Annotated in this window: 12 protein-coding genes; 2 read left to right on the forward strand and 10 right to left on the reverse strand. The window is 63.6% G+C overall.

What is annotated here, in order from left to right; all coding sequences use genetic code 11:
- Window positions 1-7 precede the first annotated feature (7 nt).
- The 5 genes from WA950_RS14155 to WA950_RS14175 form a co-directional block, all read right to left on the reverse strand.
- Entirely contained in the window at window positions 8-2,467 is a 2,460-nt protein-coding gene (locus tag WA950_RS14155) for a beta-mannosidase (protein WP_424552332.1), read from the reverse strand.
- Between the two features lie 36 nt (window positions 2,468-2,503).
- Window positions 2,504-3,592 carry an ABC transporter ATP-binding protein gene (locus WA950_RS14160; RefSeq protein ID WP_424552333.1) on the reverse strand — a complete coding sequence of 363 codons (1,089 nt, stop codon included), beginning with the start codon at window positions 3,590-3,592 and terminating at the stop codon, window positions 2,504-2,506.
- A 3-nt stretch (window positions 3,593-3,595) separates the two neighbouring features.
- Window positions 3,596-4,423 carry a carbohydrate ABC transporter permease gene (locus WA950_RS14165; RefSeq protein ID WP_424552413.1) on the reverse strand — a complete coding sequence of 276 codons (828 nt, stop codon included), beginning with the start codon at window positions 4,421-4,423 and terminating at the stop codon, window positions 3,596-3,598.
- Between the two features lie 73 nt (window positions 4,424-4,496).
- Complete coding sequence (locus WA950_RS14170; protein ID WP_424552334.1) at window positions 4,497-5,399, reverse strand: carbohydrate ABC transporter permease; 903 nt, start codon at window positions 5,397-5,399, stop codon at window positions 4,497-4,499.
- A 76-nt stretch (window positions 5,400-5,475) separates the two neighbouring features.
- Window positions 5,476-6,711, reverse strand: coding sequence for an ABC transporter substrate-binding protein (locus WA950_RS14175; protein WP_424552335.1), 1,236 nt, complete (start codon window positions 6,709-6,711; stop codon window positions 5,476-5,478).
- 423 nt (window positions 6,712-7,134) lie between these two features.
- Between WA950_RS14175 and WA950_RS14180 the strand changes: the two genes are divergently transcribed.
- Together WA950_RS14180 and WA950_RS14185 are read left to right on the forward strand one after the other, a co-directional pair.
- Window positions 7,135-8,166: a LacI family transcriptional regulator gene (locus tag WA950_RS14180; protein WP_424552336.1), complete on the forward strand. Its 1,032-nt coding sequence runs from the start codon at window positions 7,135-7,137 to the stop codon at window positions 8,164-8,166.
- 133 nt (window positions 8,167-8,299) lie between these two features.
- Entirely contained in the window at window positions 8,300-9,553 is a 1,254-nt protein-coding gene (locus tag WA950_RS14185; protein ID WP_424552337.1) for an MFS transporter, read from the forward strand.
- Between the two features lie 76 nt (window positions 9,554-9,629).
- On the opposite strand, the gene gndA is transcribed toward WA950_RS14185, so the two are convergent.
- The 5 genes from gndA to ccoG form a co-directional block, all read right to left on the reverse strand.
- Window positions 9,630-11,060 carry an NADP-dependent phosphogluconate dehydrogenase gene (gndA, locus tag WA950_RS14190; protein ID WP_424552338.1) on the reverse strand — a complete coding sequence of 477 codons (1,431 nt, stop codon included), beginning with the start codon at window positions 11,058-11,060 and terminating at the stop codon, window positions 9,630-9,632.
- Between the two features lie 170 nt (window positions 11,061-11,230).
- Window positions 11,231-11,386: a cbb3-type cytochrome oxidase assembly protein CcoS gene (gene ccoS / locus WA950_RS14195; RefSeq protein WP_424552339.1), complete on the reverse strand. Its 156-nt coding sequence runs from the start codon at window positions 11,384-11,386 to the stop codon at window positions 11,231-11,233.
- The gene (locus WA950_RS14200) at window positions 11,383-13,677 is read right to left on the reverse strand and encodes a heavy metal translocating P-type ATPase (RefSeq protein WP_424552340.1); all 2,295 of its coding nucleotides are present in this window, start codon (window positions 13,675-13,677) and stop codon (window positions 11,383-11,385) included. The genes ccoS and WA950_RS14200 overlap by 4 nt, the downstream gene beginning before the upstream one ends.
- Complete coding sequence (locus WA950_RS14205) at window positions 13,674-14,171, reverse strand: FixH family protein (protein ID WP_424552341.1); 498 nt, start codon at window positions 14,169-14,171, stop codon at window positions 13,674-13,676. The genes WA950_RS14200 and WA950_RS14205 overlap by 4 nt, the downstream gene beginning before the upstream one ends.
- Window positions 14,171-15,742, reverse strand: a complete 1,572-nt coding sequence (ccoG, locus tag WA950_RS14210; protein ID WP_424552342.1) for a cytochrome c oxidase accessory protein CcoG — start codon at window positions 15,740-15,742, stop codon at window positions 14,171-14,173. Before ccoG ends, WA950_RS14205 begins: the two co-directional genes overlap by 1 nt.
- Between the last annotated feature and the right edge of the window lie 117 nt (window positions 15,743-15,859).

The following is a 15,859-nucleotide window of genomic DNA, read 5'->3' on the forward strand; positions in this document are numbered from 1 at the left end:
CCTCGTTCTAGTCGGGTTGCGTCTGGCACGAATGAAGGTCGAGCCAGCGGAATTCGGGAACCGCGCCACTTGTGGCCGGGGTGAAGATGACGGTCCTGCGCTCGCCGGCCGTCAGGTCGAAGGCATTGTCCGACCAGCGGCCCGCAACGTCGGCCTCGAGCATGACATGCAGCGCAAGGCTGGTGACGGAGGCCGTCACGGCGAAGGCGCCGTCGTCGCGCGGCGCGACGTCGAGCGTCAGGCCGGAGGCTTCCAGATCGAGCGCCTTGTAGTTGACCGAGACGTGGTGCCCCTCACCGCGCATGCCGTTCGAGGCCGCGAAAGACCAGAAGAGCAGCATGTCTTCCGGCAGATCGGCGGCAAAGACGGAGAACAGCATCTCCGCCTTGTCCGGCCCGCACGCGCCTTCGGCGCTGCGATAGGGCCGGCGCTCGCCGGAGAGCGAGACGAGCCAGGTATCGAGCGTCACCGTCACGGCTTCCGCCGTGTCGTTGACCACGGAAAAACCGATGGTCTCGCCGTCCTTCGAGGGGATGGCGGCCACAGTGACCGGCTGGAAAAAGCGGCGCACCATGTAGTGCATCGCCTTCCAGCTGCCGCCGTAGTCGAGGCTCGACCATGAGGCGACCGGCCAGGTATCGTTGAGCTGCCAGTAGAGCGTGCCCATGCAATGGGGCTTCAGCGAGCGCCAGTATTCGACGGCGGTGCGGATGGCGAGGCCCTGCTGGATCTGGCTCAGATAGACGAAACTGGCAAAATCCTTCGGGAAGCGGAAATAGCGGAACATGGTGCCAGCAATGCGCTCGTTGCCGCCGGCATTCTTCTGGTGGCTCTCCATCACCGGCGAGGCGATGTTCATGTCCTTTGGCTCCGCGAAGGTCTTCATGACCGGCATGGAGGTGTAGGACTGGAAGCCGAATTCCGAGCAGAAGCGCGGTCGCACGCTGCGGTAGTCGTCGAAGGACTTGTTCTCGTGCCAGACGGACCAGTAGTGCATGTCGCCGGAGCCGTCGGCATGCCAGGCATCGCCGAAATCGAGATAGCCGGAGGCAGGGCTGGACGGCCACCAGATGGCGCCGGGCGCCGCCTTCTTCATCGCCACTTCGATGGTGCGGTTGAGGCGATCGTAGGAAACGAGATAGCGGTCGCGGTTGTTTCGGCTTTCCTCGAACCAGGTCAGCGCGCCGACCAGCTCGTTGTCGCCGCACCACAGCACGATGGATGGGTGCGAAGACAGCCGCCGCACCTGATATTCCACCTCGGCGGCGACATTGTCGAGGAAGTCGCCGGTCGAGGGATAGAGGTTGCAGGCGAACATGAAGTCCTGCCAGACCATCAGGCCGAGTTCGTCGCAGAGGTCGTAGAACCAGTCCGGCTCGTAGAAGCCGCCGCCCCAGACGCGGATCATGTTCATATTGGCATCGGCGGCCGATTGCAGGAGATCGCGCACGCCGGCCGGCGTGATGCGCGAGGGCAGCGCGTCGGCGGGAACCCAGTTCGCGCCGCGGCAGAAGATTTCCCGGCCGTTGACCTTGAGGGCAAAGCGGCTGCCCGCCTCGTCCTTGTCGGTGATCAACTCGACCCGTCGTAGGCCGATGCGGCGTACCACCGTTTCCGTTGGCGTTTCGACGCGCAAGGCATAAATCGCCTGCTCGCCATGGCCCGCCGGCCACCAGAGCGCCGGTTTCTCGATGCGGAACATGTGGGTGAGCTGCGTCTCGCCGTCCCGAACGCCGATATCGAGCCGCACCCGCTCCTCGCCGAGGGCGAAATGCACCGGCAGGATGCCCGGCGTTTCGGCATGGAGGGTAGCGGTGACGTAGAGGTCGACGGCCCCGTCGGCATGGTGGAACTGGCGGGTCGTGACATGCTCGATGCGCGCGACGTCCAGCTTGCGCAGGGCAATCTCGCCATAGATGCCGAGCGGCGCGATGGCGATGTTCCAGTCCCAGCCGAAATGGCACTGGGGCTTGCGCAGCATGTTGCCGTTCGGGATCGGCGAATTGCCGGGATGCCACGGCACGAAAAACGGCTGCTCGGCCTGCCGGCTGGCGCCCGCCGCGATGCTCGAATGAATCAGCACCTTCAGGCCATTCCGCCCGGCCTTCAGCGCAGTGCTGACATCCGGCCGGTAGCGGCGGAAGCAATTGTCGGTATCGAGAACCAGCACGCCGTTCACATAGACGGAGGCGACCGTGTCGATGCTGCCGATGTCGAGATACCAGTTTCCTTCCAGCATTTCGGGCGTTACGTCGAAGCTGCGCTCGATCGCCCAGTCCTTCTGCGCCACCCACTGCACGTCCCGCTCGTTGCGGCCGGAATAGGGATCGGGAATGAGACCGGCGGCAAGCAGCGCGCTGTGCACGTCGCCCGGCACGCGCATCGGCGCGCTGTGCGCCGCGTCGGTGCTGGTGAGGCTCCAGATGCCTGAAAGGTCGATGGCGGTGATGTCGGTTGTCTGGGTCATGGCATTGTCCGTGAACCTATGCGTGGCAGGTTGCCGCTAGATCCGCTCCTCCGTGTCTGCATCGAACAGCGACGCGAGCCTCATGTCGAAGGCGAGCTTCACCGCCTTGCCGGGCGCAAAGCGACGCGCGCCGCCGACCCGAACGGACATGGTGTGGCCGGCATGTTTCAGCCAGAGCAGGTTGTCCGCACCCATCGGCTCCTCGATATCGACGGTTGCCTGATGGGTCTTTGCCCCCGGAACGTCCTCATCGACCTTCACATGTTCCGGCCGCACGCCGAGCACGACCTTGCGCCCCTGCCGGAGCGGTTCGCCGGCCGCATAGCCGTCGAGCGAAAAATCCACCCCGTTCGTCGTGAAGACCGGCTTGCCGCCCCGCTCCACGATCTCGCCGCGCAAAAAATTCATCGAGGGCGAGCCGATGAAGCCGGCGACGAACATGTTGCGCGGCGCATTGTAGATCGTGTTCGGATCTGCAAGCTGCTGGATGACGCCGCTCTTCATGATGGCGATGCGGTCGGCCAGCGTCAGCGCCTCGATCTGGTCATGGGTGACGTAGATCATCGTGTTCTTCAGCGACTGGTGCAGCCGCTTGATTTCCACGCGCAGCTCCGAGCGCAGCTTGGCATCGAGGTTGGACAGCGGCTCGTCGAACAGAAAGACGTCGACATCGCGCACCAGCGCCCGGCCGATCGCCACGCGCTGGCGCTGGCCACCGGAAAGCTCGGCGGGCTTGCGCTTGAGCAGTGGGCCGATCTGCAGGATTTCTGCGGCGCGCGCGATGCGCTTGTCGATCTCCGGCCGGGGCATCCTTGCCACCTGAAGGCCGAAGGAGAGGTTCTTCTCCACCGTCATCTGCGGATAGAGCGCATAGGACTGGAACACCATGCCGATGCCGCGGTCCTTCGGTTCCTCCCAGGTGACGTTCCTGTCCTTGATGAATATCTGTCCACCGGTCGGCTCAAGGAGACCGGCAATGCAGTTGAGCAGGGTCGACTTGCCGCAACCGGACGAGCCGAGCAGCACGAGAAATTCGCCGTTGCCGACGTCGAGATTGAGGCTTTCCAGCACGGTAACCGCGCCGAAGCTCAAAGACAGGTCCCTGATGGATACGGAATTCTGCATGGCTTAACCCTTGACTGCGCCGGCGGCGATGCCGCGGACGAACAGGCGTCCCGACACGAAATAGACGATGAGCGGAACCGCGCCGGTGAGCAAAGTCGCGGCCATGTTGACGTTGTATTCCTTCACCCCCTGGACGGAGTTGACGATGTTGTTGAGCTGCACGGTCATCGGGTAGTATTCCGGCCGGGTGAAAACGACGCCGAACAGGAAGTCGTTCCAGATGCCGGTGATCTGCAGGATCATCGCCACGACGAAGATCGGCAGCGACATGGGCAGCATGATGCGGAAATAGATCTGCCAGAATCCCGCCCCGTCAATGCGCGCCGCCTTGAACAGCTCCTCCGGCAGGGAGGAGAAGTAGTTGCGGAAGAGCAGCGTCAGGATCGGCATGCCGAAGATCGTATGCACGATGACGAGGCCGGTGAGCGTGCCGTAGATGCCCATTTCCCTGAGCACGATGACGATCGGGTAGAGCATCACCTGATAGGGAATGAAGGCGCCGACGATGAGGATCGTGAAGAAGATGTCGGCGCCCTTGAACTTCCAGTTGGCCAGCGCATAGCCGTTCACCGAGGCGACGAGGATCGAGATCAGCGTCGAGGGGATGGTGATGCGCACCGAGTTCCAGAAGCCGCGCGAAAGACCATCGCAGTTGAGGCCGGTGCAGGCGCTGGCCCAGGCCTTGGCCCAGGGCTCGAAGGTCACCTCCAGCGGCGGCGAGAAGATGGAGCCGATACGGATTTCCGGCATGCCCTTCAACGAGGTGACGACCATCACGTAGAGCGGCAGCAGATAGTAGAGCGCCGCGACGAGAAGCGTGCCGTACAGCATGATGTTGCGGCCGGAGAGCGTGCGGCGGGGTTTTGCGCCCCAGGGCTCCGCGCCGGGCTTTAGGGGGGCGAGGTCAGCCACGCTTGCGTCCTCCGAATTCCAGATAGGCCCAGGGCACGATGATGATGGCGACGGTGACGAGCATCATGGTGGAAGCGGCAAAGCCCTGCCCCAGATTCTGCGCCTGGAACATGTAGTCGTAGACGTATTTCGCCGGCACTTCGGAGGCGATGCCCGGCCCGCCGCTCGTCTGCGCCACCACGAGGTCGTAGACCCTGACGATGCCGCTCGCGATGATGACGAGCGTGGTGATGAAGACGGGGCGCATCATCGGAATGACGATGAAGAGATAGGTCTTCCACATCGGGATGCCATCGACGCGCGCGGCCTTCCAGATATCCTCGTCGATGCCGCGAAGGCCCGCCAGCAGCAGGCACATCACGAGGCCCGTGCCCTGCCAGAGCCCGGCGATCAGCACGCCGTAGATGACGATCTCGGAATTGTAGAGCGGATCGAAGGTAAAACTCTCCCAGCCCAGCGAGCGCACCACGAACTGCACGCCGAATTCCGGATTGAGGACCCATTGCCAGACAAGGCCGGTGACGATGAACGAAAGGGCGAAGGGGTAAAGGAAGATCGTGCGGAACGTGTTCTCGAAGCGGATCTTCTGGTCCATCAGCGCAGCGAGCAGGAAGCCGATCACCAGGCTGAAGACCAGCGTGAAGAGGCCGTAGATCGCCAGGTTCTGGATCGAGATGATCCAGCGCGGCGCGTCCCACAGGCGCTCGTACTGATCGAAGCCGACGAACTTCGCCCTCGGCAGCAGCTTGGAATTGGTGAACGAGTAGACCACTGTCCAGACCGTGCCGCCGAGAAAGATGGCGACGGCGGTGAGGATCATGGGAATGGAAGCAATCTTGGAATTGAGATTGCGCAGCAATCTGCCGGGGCGACCGGTGTGTACCTGGCCCGTCATGGGTCAATCCTCCTTGGTCCTCGTCAGGGGTGGACGGCCGGCGGCCCTGCCGCCGGCCGTCGTCACGCGCGCCTGATCACTCCGCCGAAGCGATGATGTCGGCAAAACGCTTCTGCGCGTCTTCCGGCGTCATCGATGCGTTGGCGAAGAATTCGGAGAAGAGGTCTTCCTTCTGCTTCTGGGTGTCGGCCGAAAGCAACTGGTCGGTCCAATTGACCACATTGCCCTTGGCAAGGATGTCCAGGCCCTTCTTCATGCAGTCATTGGCGGCGGCGAGGTCGACGTCGCCGCGCACCGGCAGCGAGCCCTTCTTCAGATTGAAGGCGACCTGCGCAGACGGACTGACGAGGGTGGAGGCCAGAACCTCCTGCGCCTTCGATTTTTCCTCGTCCTTGAGGACCGGGAAATAGAATGCGTCGCCGCTCGTGGCGATCACGTCGTTCATGCCCAGCCCCGGCAGGCAGGTGTAGTCCGTGCCGGCGACCTTGCCGGCAAGCGCGAATTCACCCTGCGCCCAGTCACCCATGATCTGGCCGCCGGCCTTGCCGGTTATCACCATGTTGGTGGCCTGGTTCCAGTCCTGCACATTGGTGCCCTTGGACATGCGGCGCGCGTCGTCGGCCGCCTTGAAGACCCTGGCGACCTCGGGACCAGCAGCCACTTCCGCATCCTTGTCCTTCAAGACCTTGTAGAACGTGTCCTTGCCCGCAATGGCAAGCATCAGGACGTCGAACGCGCCGGCAGTCTGCCAGGCCTGTCCGCCCACGGCGAGAGGCACGATGCCCGCCTTTTCGAGCGCCGGTGCGGCCGCGACGAACTCGTCCCAGTTCTTCGGCACCGCGACGCCGGCCGCCTCGAAGGCGGCATTGGACAGCCAGAGCCACTGCCAGGAATGGATATTGAGCGGAGCGCAATAGACCCGGCCGTCGATCGTGCAGCTTTCCAGCAGGCTCGCGGGGCGGATGACCTCCTTCCAGTTCTCGCGCATGGCGACATCCGTCAGGTCGCGCATCAGCCCGGCCTCGACCAGTTCCTCGGCCTGGCGACCGTGGTTGAACTGCGTGGCCGCCATCGGATCGCCGCCGGTAATGCGGCTGACCATGATCGGGCGCGCCGTGCCGCCCGAACCGGCGATCGCGCCGTCGACCCACTTGTTGCCCGTTGCGTCGAATGCCTTTGCCAGCTCGGCGACCGCCGCGGCCTCCCCGCCGGACGTCCACCAATGGGTTACTTCCAGATCGGTCGCATTGGCTGCGGCGAACGGCAGGACCACGGTCGCTGCCAGAACAGCAGCCATAGAGCGAATTTTCATGAGTCTCCTCCCTCACTGAAACGTTGCAGTAAAAACTTAGTCCAATCGATTTAATCCTGCAACCGGGGTGCATCTGCATTTACACGATTTCTTTCCACGGCAGATTTTCCTCCTCGAAGACGGCTGTGTCGCCAGCGGAAAACAGAAAGAAGAAAACAAATCAAATCATTGAAAAACATTAATATTTAAAGGTAAATTGAAAGCCGTGAACGGCGCAAATCTCGCAGGCGCACAAATTACGGCTTTGCGGCGCAACACTCATCAGGCGCTCCACAATCATAGCGGTTTCGCAAATTCCATCTCGACAAACCACCTGTATCGTTACAGATTTAGGCACGCTCTCCCGAGGGAGTAGCGGCCGGGATTAAAAAAGTATAACCAGCCGCTCACACGGAGAAATGGCGGACAGGCATGGACAGGAAGATGAGCGAGGGCCAGACAGCGGCACTTCCACATTCCGGCGAGCGGCCGACGCTGAAGACAATCGCCTTCATGACCGGCCTCGGCATCACCACCGTTTCGCGGGCACTGAAAGACGCGCCCGACATCAGCAGCGAGACGAAGGAGCGCGTGCGCCTCGTCGCGCGCCAGATCGGCTACCAGCCGAACCGCGCGGGCGTGCGCCTTCGCACCGGCAAGACCAATGTCATCAGCCTGATCCTCAGCCTGGAAGAGGAGATCATGGGCCTAACGAGCCCGATGGTCGTCGGCATTTCGGAAATCCTCGCCTCGACGCAATACCATCTCGTGGTCACGCCCTACCGCACGCAGGGCAATGCGCTCGATCCCGTGCGCTACGTGCTGGAGACGGGGGCTGCCGACGGCGTGATCATTTCACGCACCGAGCCCAAGGACCCGCGCGTCGCGCTGATGATGGAACACAACTTCCCCTTCGTCACGCATGGCCGCACGGAAATGGGTCTTGCCCACCCCTATCACGATTTCGACAACGAGCGCTTTGCCTATGAGGCGGTGCGCAAGCTGGTCGAGCGCGGCCGCAAGCGGCTGGTGCTGCTCCAGCCGCCGCCTTACCTCACCTTCTACCTGCACATGCGCGCAGGCTTCGAGAAGGGCATCCGCGATTTCGGCGCGACGGCCCTGCCGTTCAACGAGGTGAATCTCGACACCAGCCTTGTCGATATCCGCAAGGTGGCCGAAGCGATGTTCGGCGCGCCCGACGCGCCTGACGGCATCGTCTCGGGCAGCGGCTCCGGCGCAGTGGCGCTCGTCGCCGCGCTCGAAGCATGCGGCCGCAAGCTCGGGCAGGATGTCGACCTGGTCTCAAAGGAATCGCACATGCTGCTGCAATGGCTGCGCCCCGAGGTCGTGACCATGCGCGAGGACATCCGCCTTGCCGGACGGGAACTGGCCAAAGCGGTGCTTGCCCGCATCGAAGGCATAGCGCCGGAAGAGTTGCAGACGCTGAGCTATCCGATCCCGACAGACGAAGCCTGACGCATCATCCGCCACCCTCCATCTCATTCTGCCGCGTGGCCAACTGTGGCTGTTGCAGGCGGCCGCATTTTGCGGCATCGCAAGGCCGCCGACTGAATCGGAACGAGCGTAACGGGCAAACGAGAGGTCGAGCATGAACGACGAAAAACAAAGACTGAATTATGTGCTGTTCCTCGTCGCCGGCGCAGGTCTCGTGAACGTCGCGAGGGCGATGACGCTCTCGTTCCTTGCCATCAAGTTGCAGCAGTCCTTCGGGCTCGGACCGGCCATGATCGGCATGCTGCTTGGTATCGGCCCGCTTGTGGGGGCGGTCGCGGCCCCGTTCGCCGGCTCCCTGTCGGACAAGGTGGGGCGCAAGACCGTGTTGACACTGACGCTTCTGTCCATGGCCCTTGCCATGGTCGGGATGGGCGTCGCCCAGACGGTTCTCGCATTCTGCCTCGCCCAGATCGTCGCGGCCGTCGCCATCGCGATCAACGAGCCGATTTCCCGCGCCCTGATGAGCGACGTATGCCCGGAACCGCTGCGCCTCAAATACTTCTCCTGGCGCTACACCGCGATCAATTTCGGCTTTGCCGTCGGCCCGCTGATCGGCATCGCGGCAGGCGCGGCCTCCACGATGCTCTTCATCCTTGCCGGCATTGTCTATGCGCTGTTCGCGCTTGCCCTGCACCTGTTGAAGGTTCCCCTTCACCGCAGCGGAGCCGAGCCGGCCTCCGCGCCCGGAGCATCGGTGCTTGAGAGCATCAAGACTGCGATCCGCGATCCCCGTCTTGCCTTCTTCGTCGGCGGCGGCACCTTTCTGCTTGCGGTATACGGCCAATGGTCGGCCACCCTTGCTCCTTATCTCTCCGGCAGCATCGCCGGCGGCGTGGAGATTTTCGCCTATATCGTCTCGATCAATGGCGCTGTCGTCCTGATCGGAAATCCGTTCGCCCGTCGCTTCATCGAGCGCGCGGGCGCGCTGAATGCGCTGGTGATCGGCTGCCTGCTGTTCCTTGCCGCCGAGCTCGGCTTCCTTGCGTCCAGCGGCTTGTGGGGCCTGGCGATCTCAATGGTCGTTTTCACGATTGGAGAAATCCTGGTCGTTCCGTCCGAATACTTGCTCGTCGACGGCATCTCGAACGAGCGCAACAGGGGCAGCTATTTCGGAGCCCATTCGTTCTCGACCATCGGCAATTTCGTAGGGCCGACCTTGGGCGGCCTCATGCTCGGCCTCTTCGGCGGTCCAGGCATGTTCCTTCTCTTCGCCGGCTTCGCGGTGCTTAGCGCGATCCTCTTTGCTGTGGGCACGAGAATGCCGCCGCCCAGCGCCTCGGTCGAACTTGCACCGGCAGCGGCAGCGGAGGGTGCGGCCGGCCCTCACCTTCGAGGCCTTTACGCCTGATCCCGCGCAGACTTCCAATCAAGCAAAAGGCCCGGTCTCGCGACCGGGCCTTCTGACTTCAAGCGTTCACCCAACCTCAGCCGTTGAGGCCGGAACCCCAGGGGCCGTGGTGGCTGTCGGCGCCATCGACACGGTCGAAGCCGTGCGCGCCGAAGAAGTCGCGCTGGGCCTGGATGACGTTCGCCGTGCCGCGGCCGCGGCGGTAGCTGTCGAAATAGCCGAGCGCCGACGCCAGAGCCGGAACCGGCAGGCCATGCAGGGCGGCGGTGGAAACGACGCGGCGCAGCGCACCGTCGGTTTCCTTGACCATATCGGCAAAGGCCGGGGTGACGATCAGGTTCGCCGCATCCGGCGTCTTGGTGAAGGCGCTGGTGATCGCGTCGAGGAACTGCGAGCGGATGATGCAGCCGGCGCGCCAGATCCTGGCGATCGTCGGCATCGGCAGGTTCCAGTCATATTCCTTCGAGGCAGCGGACATGACGGCGAAGCCCTGCGCATAGGCGCCAATCTTGCCGGCGAGCAGTGCGCTTTCGAGATCCTTGATGAAGGCCGCCCTGTCGGCAACTGCAAGGGCGGGAACATCCGGCAGGCCGAGGATCTTTTCAGCCGCTTCGCGCTCACCCTTGAAGGAGGAGATGGAACGGGCGGCAACGGCCGCCTCGATGCCGGTGGCCGGCACGCCCATGTTCTGCGCCTCGATGGCGGACCACTTGCCCGTGCCCTTCTGGCCGGCCTTGTCGAGGATCATGTCGACGATCGGATTGCCGCTGATCGGATCCTTGGCGGCGAGCACCTTCTCGGTGATCTCGACGAGGTAGGATTCAAGGCGGCCCTTGTTCCATTCGCCGAAGACGGCGCTGATTTCGGAGGCGCTCATCTTCAGGCCGTCGCGCAGGATGCCGTAGATTTCGGCGATCATCTGCATGTCGGCATATTCGATACCGTTGTGGATGGTCTTGACGAAATGGCCCGCACCGTTCTCGCCGAGCCAGGCGACGCACGGATCGTCCTTGTACTTGGCGGCAATCGAGGTCAGCACCGGCTCGACGCGCTTCCACGAGTCTTCCGTGCCGCCGACCATGATGGACGGGCCATGGCGTGCACCCTCTTCGCCGCCGGAAACGCCCATGCCGATAAAGGTGAGGCCGGAATCCTTCAGCGCATCGAAGCGGCGCATCGTATCGCGGAAATTCGCGTTGCCGGCATCGATCATGATGTCGTTCTTTTCGAGATACGGGCGCAGCAGTTCCATCTGCTGGTCCACGGCAGCACCGGCCTGGATCATGATGATGATCGGACGCGGCGGGCGGATGGCGGCGACGAACTCTTCGATCGTCTCGCAGGGCACGATCTGGCCCTTCAGGTCGCCTGCCTCTTCGTAGAATTCCCTGGTGCGCGCGACCGTGCGGTTGAAGACCGCGATCTTGTTGCCCTTTTCGGCAATGTTGAGCGCAAGGTTCGACCCCATCACGCCGAGACCGATAAGCCCGATTTCCGCCTGTGCCACGATAATACCTCCGTAGGATGGCGCGGCGGGGAGATTTTCCGGGCCCATGCCGGAAACGCCGCGCAAAAAGAGAGTTTGGAGCCTAGGCTCCAGCGGTGGTGTTTTGGCATTCAAATCGATTTACGACAAGGGATTGTTTGGCTTTTGCGGGTTTTTAGCCGCCAACAGGCCTAGCGTCCCGGCTTGTCGTCACCATCATCGAGAACCCGCCAGGCGGCGCCCTCGACATCGTCGTACTGGCCGCTTCGAAGCGACCATAGGAAGGCGCCGAGGCCGAGCGCGCCCAGGAAAAGCGCGATCGGGATGAGGAAGATCAGCGTGTTCATGCAGCTAGCGCCATGGGATTGCCCCTCCGGGCCTCGTTTGCCGCGCGCATCGCGAAGGCCGGCAATTTTCCACGCAGGCGCAGTGAGTTCACCACCACGATGATCGACGATGTGGACATCGCTATGGCAGCGATCAGCGGCGTCGCATGGCCGAGGATCGCGATCGGAACCGCGATGACATTGTAGGTGACGGCGAGTGCGAAATTCTGCCGGATCAGGCGGCCGGCGCGGCGCGCGGTCTCCACGGCGAAGGGCACGGCCTCCAGGCTTTCATGCAGGAAGACGAAGTCCGCCGCCTGCCGGCCGACATCCGCCGCCGTCGCGGGCGCCATGGAGACATGGGCGGCGGCAAGCGCGGGCGCATCGTTGATGCCGTCGCCGACCATCAGCACACGGTGACCGGCAGCAGCCCGTTCGGCGACCGATTCCGTCTTTTCACGCGGCGACAGCCCGGCGCCCCAGCGGGCAATGCCGAGCATGCCGGCGATCCGGGACACGGCGGGCGCGCGGTCCCCCGAGAGGATGGCCATCTCGACGCCATCCTGCTTCAGGGCGGTGACGGCCTCGTTCGCGCCGGCACGTAGCGCATCCTCAAAGCGGAAGACTTCCAGCACCGCGCCGTCGCGCGCCAGAACGACCTCCGACAGCCCGTGCTCATCCTCGCCCGTCGCGGCCCTGCCGGCCGCAAACGCGCGGTTCCCGAGGCGAAGCACACCCTGCGGCATGACGGCCTCGAGGCCGCCGCCGGCCACTTCCGTCACAGCATCGATGAAGGGCGCCGGCCCCGCATTGGCGCCTGCCAGTGCAACGGAAAGCGGATGGCGGGAATGAACCGCGAGCGCCGCCGCCAGCGCCAGATTGGCTCGATCGACCTTGTCGCGACCAACGAGGCGCGGCTTGCCGAGCGTCAGCGTGCCGGTCTTGTCGAAGACGGCGGTGTCGATCTCGGCAAGGCGTTCCATACCGGAACCGTCCTTCACCATGACGCCACCGGCAAAGAGACGGCCCGCCGCGACGACCTGCACGACGGGCACGGCAAGGCCGAGCGCACAGGGGCAGGTGATGATCAATACGGCGATGGCGACGAGCATGGCATGCTTCCAGTCGCCGTCGTAAAAGCCCCAGCCGAGGAAGGAGGCGAGCGCCAGAAGGTGCACGGCAGGCGAATAGATCTGCGCGGCCCGGTCGGCGATGCGGCGATAGCGCGCCCTGCCCCCTTCCGCCGCCTCCATGAGGCCGATGACCTCCGACAGGAACGAGTTGCGGGCCGTCGCGACGGCCTCGACGACCAGCGAACCGGTAAGGTTCATCGCGCCCGCTTCGAGCCGGGTGCCGGGCGTCGCCGAAAGCGGGGCGCTCTCACCATTGACGATGGAACGGTCGATGTCGCTTGCGCCGGTGATGACGCGGCAATCGACCGGAATGCGCTCACCGGCCGCGATGGAAAGATGTTCACCGACGGCGATCTCCTCGACGGTCCGGTAGTCGCGCGAGCCATCCGGCCGCACGACCATTGCGCCGCGCGGCGAAAGGCGCGCAAGGCCGGTGATGGCCGAGCGGGCACGGTCGCGCATGACGTGGTCGAGCGTGCGGCCGATGAGCAGGAAGAACAGCAAGCTCACCGTCGCGTCGAACCAGGCATGTTCGGCGCTGTGCAGGGTTTCCCAGAGCGAGACGACATAGGACAGCGTGATGGCGAGCGCGATCGGCACGTCCATGTTGGTGCGGCCATGGCGGACCGCATTCCAGGCGGATTGATAGAAGAAGCGACCGGCATAGATCAGCGTCGGGCCGGCGATGAAGGCGGAAATCCAGTGAAACAGGTCGCGCGTCGCGGCCTCCGCACCGGACCAGACGGACACCGATAGCAGCATGATGTTCGTCGCGGCGAAACCGGAAACGGCCACGGCGCGGATGAGCTGGTTGCGCAAGCGGTCGTCGCCTTCTGCGGCGAGCATGAACAGGTGCGTGTCATAGCCCGTGGCGCGGATGGCGGCGGCTATCGCCTGCGGGTCCGTCTGCCGGCCATCGACCGCTTCCTTCCACACGACCGAGACACGGCGCGTGGAGAGATTTACGCGAGCGCGCGCCACTTCCGGCAGCGCATTCAGCGCGTTTTCCACGGTGGTGATGCAGAGGCCGCAATGAACGCCCGGCACGCCGAGGTCACTCTGGCGCAGCCCCTCGCCGACCAGACGGCTGGCAAGCAACAGCTCTTCCGAGGAAGGCAAGGCGTGCAGCGCCCTTTCAGCGTCGACAGCGCCTTCCGTACCCGGCGCGCAGCAGCTCATTTCGTGCCTCCTGCAACTACCATCCGAAGGGTCTGGTGGAACACCTTTCCACCGTCGTTCTTCGTGCTGATATCAATGATCCACTGGCCGGCGGGAACCTCCCGCTCGGAGACAAAGAGCCCCGACCCGTCCGGCATGAGAGCCACGGTGAAATCCTTGCGCTCGTCCACCGGGCGCTTGAACACGGCCAACACCTCGTCGGCAGCAAGCGGCGCGCCCTTGGCATCGACAACGCGATAGGTGATGCGGGCGCCTTCGATCGCAAGCTCGCCCTCGATGCCGCTGGCGGCGAGCGCCCTCGCCTCCGCCACCTTGCCGTTGAACTGCTGGCTGGCGACATAGGTGTTCTGCACCACGAGGCCGCTCCAGCTGTTCGAGGCGTTCCAGGCCATGATGAGATTGACGGTGATGATGGTCCCGAAGAACAGCACCATGACACCCGCCATGTGCCATCCGGTGAAAACGAACCCTTGCTGCTTGCGCTCCGTGGTCATCACTTTACTCCCGGCGTGTTGAAGTTGGCGGAATAGGCGTCCTGCTCGTGGCCCTGCCGGTCCTCGGCGACAATCTGGAAACCGTCTGTTGCTTCTGCAAGCCGGTCCTTCGGCAGGGTAACGAATACACGCAGCGCCGTCACCTTGTCAGGATCGACCGGAACGTCGACGCTGCGGCCATCGGTATTCTCATGGCCGGCGATCTTCATGGTGGCGCCCGGCATGCCGTGGATCGAGACGGTGATGACGCGCGGCTCGGGAATCATGTTGAGCAGCTTCACGCCATAGCCGTTGCGGATCGAGCCGTCCGATTCGACGACGAATTGCGGGTTGCGGTCGTGGATGACGTTGAGGTCCAGCCGATCGCGCGACAGGAGCGCAAAGAGCAGCGCAAAGCCTGCCAGCGACCAGACGCCGAAATAGAGCAGCGTGCGCGGCCGGAAGATGATGCGCCAGTTGAAATGCTTGATCTTGTTGTCGAACTTGCCGCCGGCATCGCGCACCCGTGCAGGATCGATCGCGGCCGTGCCACCGGCCGTCGCCAGCGCCATGTTGGCCGAATAATCCGAAAGCGTCGCATAGGCGATCAGGCCGCGCTCCTTGCCGACCTTGTCCATGACATTGTCGCAGGCATCGATGCAGAGCGCACAGGTGATGCATTCCATCTGCTGGCCGTCGCGGATATCGATGCCCATGGGACAGACGACGACGCAGGCATTGCAATCGACGCAATCGCCGATGGTCTCCCCAGCGGCAGCCGCCTTCTTGGTATGCCGCGAGCGCGGCTCGCCGCGCCAGTCGTTGTAGGTTACGACGAGCGAGCTTTCATCGAGCATCGCCGCCTGGATACGCGGCCAGGGGCACATATAGGTGCAGACCTGCTCGCGCATCAGCCCGCCGAAAATATAGGTCGTGGCCGTCAGGATGGCGACGGTGATGTAGGCGACGGGCGGCGCCTGCAGCGTGGCGAAATTGACGAGCAGCGTCGGCGCATCGGCGAAATAGAAAATCCAGGCGCCACCGGTCGCCACCGCGATCACCAGCCAGGTCGTGTGCTTGCTGACACGCTTCCAGATCTTGTCGAACGTCCATGGGCCGGTATCGAGCTTGATGCGCGCATTGCGGTCGCCCTCGATCGCCCGCTCCACGACAAGAAACAGGTCGACCCAGACGGTCTGCGGACAGGCATAACCGCACCAGGCGCGGCCCACGGCGGAGGTGACGAGGAACAGGCCGAACCCCGCCATCACCAGCAGCCCCGCCACGAAGAAGAATTCCTGCGGCCAGATCTCGATGAAGAAAAAATAGAAGCGCCGGCCGGCAAGGTCGACCAGCACAGCCTGATCCGGCGCATGGGGGCCGCGATCCCACCGGATCCACGGCGTCAGGTAATAGATACCGAGCGTGACCAGCATCACCAGCCATTTGAACTGCCGGAAACGGCCTTCCGCGCGCTTCGGGAAAATCTTCTTGCGCTTCTCGTAGAGTGGCTTGCGCACCTTCGCCGAATTGACCGGCTCCGCCTCGTGGCGTTCGACGGAACTGTAGATGGTGGTAGAATTCTGTTGCATAGGATCGGCCGCACCTGTCGTTGTGCTATCACAATGACCCCAACGGGGGGCCCCATCGTTGATCTACGTCAAGTTTCATACATAGCAGGACGTGGCGGGTTGCCGCATAGGAAGGAC

Origin of the sequence: Shinella sp., assembly GCF_049651085.1 — a bacterium.
Classification (GTDB): domain Bacteria; phylum Pseudomonadota; class Alphaproteobacteria; order Rhizobiales; family Rhizobiaceae; genus Shinella.